A 7,569-nucleotide genomic window follows, 5' to 3' on the forward strand; every position below is an offset into this window, starting at 1 on the left:
TAGAAAAAGTACCCGAACACAGTTGTATTTATTCGTCAATTGTCACAAACTTTGGAATTGGGGTAGTGGTAGTTGGAGAATCTCTCGAATTGGAATATAAGGCTTATGGAGCATTATAGACTAGATATATCGAATTCTATTTAACATAATATAAATTATATAACTTTTTATATTAATGATTATTTATTTCAGAAGTCTATTTTCAACTATAATATCCACCACCAATAATATTTCTTTCCTTATTCTCTTTTTGAGAATTGATACCTTACTATTTCCTTCAAAAAATTCCTGAAAAGAATAAAAGAAGAATTCAAATGAATTTGGTAATTTTTAAATACTACACTCCTAAGATCTAACTCTTTGTCGAGTTTGGAATTAGTTACGAATACAAAATGAAAATCAAAGGAGTTTTCTGATCTGCAATATCATTAATTGCTTATAAGTTGAGTTTAGAGCTGCTTTTAACCAAAACTCAAGGTACCTATTCATGTAGGATATATCCTTTTAAAAGGCTCAATAACAACTTATTCAGGAGTTATTGAGCCCGGTTAGCTGTGCCGAAATATTTTTTTTTCAGCTTCTGGGTCTGATAAGGCTAACTTGGTTAGAATGCATGAATCGTGTTAACGATAATTCTTACTTATTATAAAAACGCCTCTCCCACTCTTTGCTTATTTAGTTTAAGATTTAGAATGTCCCATTGGACAAACAATTGGATCAGGCCCATCAACTTCTTCGTGAGTTTCTTTAGGAATCATTATTGGAGCCAAACGCTTATCTTTAGGAATATCTTTTTCACGTCGTAGTGTATTTACCTGTATGTGAGGCCACTGGGTAGTTCCCCCGCTAGACCCAAACATAAACTCAAAATCGACAATTTGCTCATATTGCAGTTGGTCAATAATCTTCCCACTTTCTTCGTCATAGATCTCTTCTAACCACATTCGAAGGCGCATCCTTACCACACGGCAATACCGCTCTACCATTGCATTATTTATAGTGCCACCTTGAATACCAGTATCGTGACGAGAATCCAATTCGATTAAGTCGTACTTTTTGAAACGCAGTCCCTTGTTAGCATCAATTAGCTTTAAGTTGGGTTGAACAGTAAATGGGAACTTGGCACCAAATTTATCGTAGTTGAAAATTTTCTGAATGTAGGCTCTCCCACTATTGACTCCACGAAATTCTGGTGGTGCATCTGGAGCTTGTTGTTCACGGGAAAGTTTTGTCCACTTAGGTTTTACTCGAGATCCTGAGATTAGGTCCTGCTGAATATTTATACCCATTGTTGGAGAAACAGCCAGATATTGAGATTCCCAAAGATCTGCAATGTGAGGTGCTTGACCCTCAACGTTGGGTTTTGTTATATTTCCGGTCAGGTGGATGGTTGTACCATGAGGTATTACACCAGAACGAGAAATCGTATGAGGAGCCACAAATTGAGGTCCTAATTGCCCCGGCCCCATTACTGGTTCGGCCCCATCTATTTTTACTGATTTTTTATCCGATGTATGCTTGAACATGCTTCTTGGGTTTTGATAAGGACCGTCTGGACTCCAAGGCATTTTGTTTTCACCCAACCAGAGGTACATCCCGTCCTCAAAATGTTGAAGAAGGTTCTTATTGTCAATGATTGCAGTCTCATATTTAACGGCTCCATTAAACTGCTCATTAGAACCTGCACGGTTGCGGACCGGTGCATTAACTTGAGTGAATTTTAGTTGTTCTCTATACTCCTGAGATTTGAAGTGAAATACGCCAAAGACAGTCTCTGACGAGGTACCAGGTGAAGGCATTGGCGTTGTGTGTAGCCCAGTTGGACCGTCTTTCCAGTTGACCCAAGTGCCATGGAGTTTTGATAAGATTCCGAACTGTGCCTCTTTTGGTTGCCCTTTCTTCCACTCTGGGTAAGGCTTTACTGAAGATTTTTGATGTTCCATAATTAGGTTATTTTATTGAGGATTATTGTTTTTGTAAGTTTATGCGGGACAGATAAATGGATATTCTGTATCGTCGATTAACTTTTCTATGTTGAAAAAATCATTTAGCACCGATTCTGCCGTGCAAAAAGCACCCTCTACCCAGGCCTGATCATTTGAATAGGTAGAACCAATGATAAAGAGATTCGTGTCCTTCCCTTTTACTAATGAAGAAGGTTTACGTATTTTTTGCTGTACATCTCCAATATTGTAATGGGAATAATATGCGTGATACCCAGCGTTAAATGGTGGTAAAGACCAATCCATATATTTAGTTTCTAGGGGCTCGGGAACTGATAAGTAACTTGCCTGAGAACCAAAATGTAGGCTTGCCAATTGTTTACGAAGCATTTTTACCATCATCTCAGGGGCTTTTCGCGGTCCAATTAATGGTTGAATGTCTTTGGATTCTGCAATTTTTCTTTCTTCCTCGGGTTCAAATTCTAATGGTTTCCAGAAGGTTGTATAGTTTATGTCATCGTAGCTAGCTAAAATCCCATAGATTTTTTTCCCCTTATCAGTACGTGCATTGTTTCCAAAATAAACCACTTGGCGTATTGGCATATCAGTGGCACTTGGTCCTATGGTGTCTAAATGAGATAAAGCAAGAATTTGCTGCTTTTCTTCATAAGTAAAGTTGGCTTTAACAATACTTTCCGCAGCACGAATAAAATCTTCTTCTGTGGTGTAGCTAGTATTTATGATTGAGGTGATAGAATTATCGTAAGCTTTATGCTTCTTTTCTGCTTTTAACTTTGCTTGCGCTGCTTCTGAAGCGGCTTTTTTAATCGCCTTTATATATTTAGCAGGGAATTGATCTTTTTTAAGTACATCAACACCTTCTTCTGTTAAAAAATAGCTATTCAATTTAGCCGGATACCTAGGAGGTGAAGGAATATCGTCTCTCCACCAAGGGGTGTCAAAAAACATCCCGATTTTGTAAGAAGGCTGCATCAAAACGGATTCTAAGTACAATTGCACTTTGTCTTCATTCAAGACATCAAAATCTCCTTCATTCTTATTGGCATAACGTGTTGCTTGTGCCACTAAATCAATGGCGTATCTTCCCATTGCTAAAAATGCTGCGTCACATGTTCCTGCTTCAAGTTCTTTGTTAGGCTCTTCTTTGCTAGCAGTTGTATAATGAATGGTGTTCTTATTTTCTAGAATAGAGCGTAACCGTGTATTTGATTTGTACTTAAATTGGATTCCTTTCTTCCGTGCAAGTTTGACAATCTCTTTAAAAAGTGCTGAAAAAATACCTGAATAGCCAATGGTCAATGTTTTATATAATGTACCTGGAGTGAATTCGTTATTAACCTCAAATGACTGAGCAGAGTTACTGTTGACAACGTTAGAAGAATATCCGTTACCATCCGATAAATAGCTAAAACCCTCTTGCCCTAAAACGTCATACGCCAAATTCCAATACCCCGCATTCTTTAATTTTTGACCTTTCTTATATATTGATTCATCTCCTAAATCGTTTGTAATTTGACCTTCTTCATAAAATTTGCACCATTCATTCCTTGTAGGGGGCAATGCTGTATCAGAAACATTGATTCCCACCCCTTCAATTTTTGTAAAACCATCGTCTGGGGCTGAATACGCGCCATAGTCATTCACATTATAAGGCGCGGGATTGTTTGCATCAATTTCTGAAGTGTACATATTTTTTGCCCGTAATGATAAAAGTGGATCATTAGCCTCGTTAAAAGGAACAGCATATTTCTCTAAACCAATTTCACTGATGGTTTTTGTCACCAATCTATGCCCAGGATTATTACCATCATTAGGGTTAGGATTATCCTTTGTCTTTTTATAATCCCAAGCAGAATAACGCATTCCGCCTAATTCAACATAAGAAGCTTCCGGATTGTCTTTATAGTGCCAAGTGCAAACCCTTGCTCCCGCTTCCCGGGTTCCATTTTCTTCTTCTGAAAATTGATACTTTCCCCAGTCGTATAGTTCTAAGATATCTCCTTTTTTTAGAATTTTTGAAATGTCATTTTCATTTGCAGGTTTTCCTTGTAGTAATCGCCAAGCTGTGTATAAGCCCGCTGGTCCTGCTCCAAAAATTGAATAGGTTTTGGATTCCATAGTATATGTTTTTATTTGTTTTGATGAATTGTCCATAGGAGCACCGCCTATTTTGATTACATCGGAATATTTAATAATTGCTATTATTTAATTGTCAGAATCGAGTTTCATACAGCCAGTAAATTCTTCAGTTATCTTTTTTAGATTGAATTCAGCCAAAACCAAGTCTGTGGACCGTATTGATCCGTTAACCCAACCTTGCATATCCGACCAAGCTTCATTGCAACTAAAAATATCTTCCCCATCAACAGGCTTGACCATTCTGGATATGACTTCTTTATCATTGATTTTTTGCCCCCATTGGTGGTATGCAAATCCAAAATTATCCTCGCCATCCCAGTTGCGGTAACTTGTCATTACTGGGTTGGGAACATAATTGGTCTTAAATAATTGCTTTAACTGTTTTAATGCTTCTTCAACAACAGCTTTTGATGCAGGAAATAAGATTTGAGGCTTTTTACTATGCTCTTTTTGAAGCGGCGAATCAAACTTAGGGCCTACGTTTTGCAAGCCTTGCCAAAAGTTGGTATTGTTATAATCACAATAAATGGTTAATGCTGCAGGATTAGAATTAGAAACACCTTCGATTGGATAAAATGGATATACAGCGTTAATCGGTAAATCTGTAAAAGAAGGTCCAAAATTTATTGGTGGTTGACCAGTATCTCCGTTACGCCACCAAGGTTTTTCGAAGTAAAGATTAATTTTCATTAATCGCATGTTGATTACTGAATGAATATCTTTCCAAAGTTGATTGGCATTTTTAGCTTGATTTAGCACCGGAGACTGTATAAAAAGTTTTGACATAGCATTGCTCGCTATAGCCAAAATAACTTTGGAACATTCAATATGAGTTTTGTTTTTGTCGTCATGAAAATTATTACTATCAGTTTGTTCATATACAATTTCGAGCTGACCCTTTCTTTTCCCTGATTTTGCGATACTAATTACATTAATATTGGTAAAAATGGATCCACCCATTTTTTCAACTTCTTTTTTTAATGTATCTGTAAGAGTACTGAATCCATCTTTAAAAGTATGATAGTGAGGATTTTTGGGGAAATCTTCTAGTATTTGCCATGCTTCCCCAGCACTTACAGTTGATAAAAATGGCGCCTGAAATCCTACAGTATCTACCATCATTTTTAAACATTCTTGGGAATAACCCATATCACTAAATAAGCCACCTAATTGCCAATTATTAAGTGTGATTCCTTTCCATTTAAACTTGAGCCGAAAATCCTGCCAAAACTCTGGAGTTGGATTTGAAGGAGCTCCATCTACGCCGTTGGCTTTTAAAATTCGATTATAAATTACGTTTAAAATGGTTCCAGGACTTTGATTTTGCTCTGCAGGGTTAAGATTATAAAGTTGTCCCCAGATAGCATTATTATTATCAGCAACTTCTTCAGCAGTGAAACTACGTCCACGAACATAGAATCGATTAGTAGTCATTGGGAAATCTACAATTTGATTACAAATTCCTAAGCCATTAAACAAGGACATTAACTCAGTCATTTCGTAAGTAAACCGCATCCCTCCTTCTTCCTCTCTCACGTCAAAAATTTCGCCTATTTCGTTTTTGATATTTATTAAATCAGTATCTAAGCGGCCTCCAGTTCGGTCTAAACGATCTAATATTGTTAGCTTTAGCTTTCTGTTTTTTCTAAGTAGCCTCCAAGCTGCGTAAAGTCCAGATACTCCAGCTCCTACAATAATTATGTCTGATGTTTTTGGGATTTCTTTCATTTAGATATTTTTTATGGAGTTTTATTTAATCCTATTTATTCAGGATTATAGTAAGCAAAAATTATTTATTAATATTTTTCAAAGTCAATTTGAAATCCTATGATTCTAAAAAATATTTTGAAATATATATTTTATAGAAACCTAACTACAACACATAGCTATTTAAACACTCTAGGAGAAAAATAATACTCATATTTATTTCAACTAAAAATAAATTATTGTGTGAGTAATTGTTCTAATAGATGAATTTAGATATGATAATATGTGGTCTTAAAAATTTGATCCTTCTTAATTAAGAATAATCCTCTTTTGTAATATGTGATTTTAATAAAACGATTTTTAAAATAGTCGAATTATGCTTTAACCTTAAATATTTCTACTTCTTTTTCAAAGAAAATAACATAGAAAACCTTACTACTAGAGAGCTTTAGATAATGAAAAATAAAGCTTCTTTAATAAAAACGAAAATTTCAATGGACTAGAATTTTAATTGCATTAAAGCATTTATTTCTAGCCATTTAGTAAAATCAATCCTTTCCAAAAATTTACTTTCTACTTATACAATAAAAACTATTCTTCTAAAATATCCTAGAAACCAATCACTTTTCTCTTAAAAAAAATGAGCAGTAATTAATTAATGATTCTAATGAGAAATAAATGGATTACCTATTTTGTTATTAAAATTATTCATTAGAATCTTATTAAATACTATGAATTACAAAAAACTAATAACAAATAACTTTTTTTATATAATTACCTAGAGCTTATAACAAAGTAATTGTTAGCTGTTTTGTTTTAAGTTTGGGAAATTCAGCATTTGAAAGATTAGTTGTGTACTCCTAATTCACTTTTTACCAATTTCCAACCAATTGAGAATAACCAAAGGCAAAGATTTAACTACCAAATCTGCTAAAAGTACCGCATCAGTGCCTTGGATCGCCATGGCAATGGTTGCTTTTTTATAATAATCACCCTCACAGATAAATGGAATTGATGCTGTTGGTATGAGAAAAGCACAGGAACCCCGTCATAGTTGGAAATGCCACTCTATGTGAATTTCTATACTAAAAACCTAAGCCATACAGGTAGCTTATTATCCAATTCTCATCTTTATATTATCTTGCGAAAATTTTCAAAGTAAGATCATTTATCATGAGGCGAAAAATTCCAGAATCAACTCTACCAAAACTCAATCGCTCACAATTGATTACTCCCGAAGGCTTCCAAAAATTAAAGGAAGAACATGATCTGTTGTGGCGAGTGGAGCGTCCCGACGTGACCGCGAAAGTTTCATGGGCAGCAAGTTTAGGAGATCGATCTGAAAATGCTGATTACCATTACAACAAAAAACGCCTTCGGGAAATTGATAGCCGCCTTCGTTATTTGCGAAAGTGTATTGATGACTTTAAAGTTATTGATTACCATCCCAACCAAGAAGGAAAAGTGAATTTTGGTGCTTGGGTAGAAATAAAAAACGAAAAGAAAGGTCTTAAAAATCGTTTTCGAATTGTCGGTTACGAGGAGTTAATCGGTAACAAAAATTATATCTCTATGGACTCTCCCATGGCTAAATCGCTTCTTGGTAAAGCTGTTGGAGATGAGGTGATAGTTAATACCAAAATAGGTGATTTTATATGGAAAATTCTTAAAATAGAGTATCAGAAATAGTTTTACCAAAGTAGATCTTAAGAAAAAGGCAAGCCTATTCTTTTGAACTGAAAGTGTGTGTAAAGCCAAG

At 35.3% G+C, this 7,569-nt stretch carries 4 protein-coding genes; 1 reads left to right on the forward strand and 3 read right to left on the reverse strand.

The features are described from left to right. Window positions 1-680: 680 nt before the first annotated feature. The 3 genes from Q0L68_RS13325 to Q0L68_RS13335 all read right to left on the reverse strand — a co-directional run bounded on the left by Q0L68_RS13325 (window position 681) and on the right by Q0L68_RS13335 (window position 5,831). Entirely contained in the window at window positions 681-1,943 is a 1,263-nt protein-coding gene (locus Q0L68_RS13325) for a peroxidase, FMP-type (protein ID WP_296704005.1), read from the reverse strand. 39 nt (window positions 1,944-1,982) lie between these two features. Then, window positions 1,983-4,082 (reverse strand): hypothetical protein, encoded by a 2,100-nt coding sequence (locus Q0L68_RS13330; RefSeq protein WP_296704007.1) that lies wholly within the window; start codon window positions 4,080-4,082, stop codon window positions 1,983-1,985. 87 nt (window positions 4,083-4,169) lie between these two features. Then, window positions 4,170-5,831, reverse strand: coding sequence for an FAD-dependent oxidoreductase (locus tag Q0L68_RS13335; RefSeq protein ID WP_296704010.1), 1,662 nt, complete (start codon window positions 5,829-5,831; stop codon window positions 4,170-4,172). Between the two features lie 1,152 nt (window positions 5,832-6,983). Between Q0L68_RS13335 and greB the strand changes: the two genes are divergently transcribed. Beyond that, window positions 6,984-7,499 (forward strand): transcription elongation factor GreB, encoded by a 516-nt coding sequence (gene greB / locus Q0L68_RS13340; RefSeq protein ID WP_296704012.1) that lies wholly within the window; start codon window positions 6,984-6,986, stop codon window positions 7,497-7,499. Window positions 7,500-7,569 lie beyond the last annotated feature (70 nt).

The organism is Algoriphagus sp., assembly GCF_024642405.1.
Taxonomy (GTDB): domain Bacteria; phylum Bacteroidota; class Bacteroidia; order Cytophagales; family Cyclobacteriaceae; genus Algoriphagus.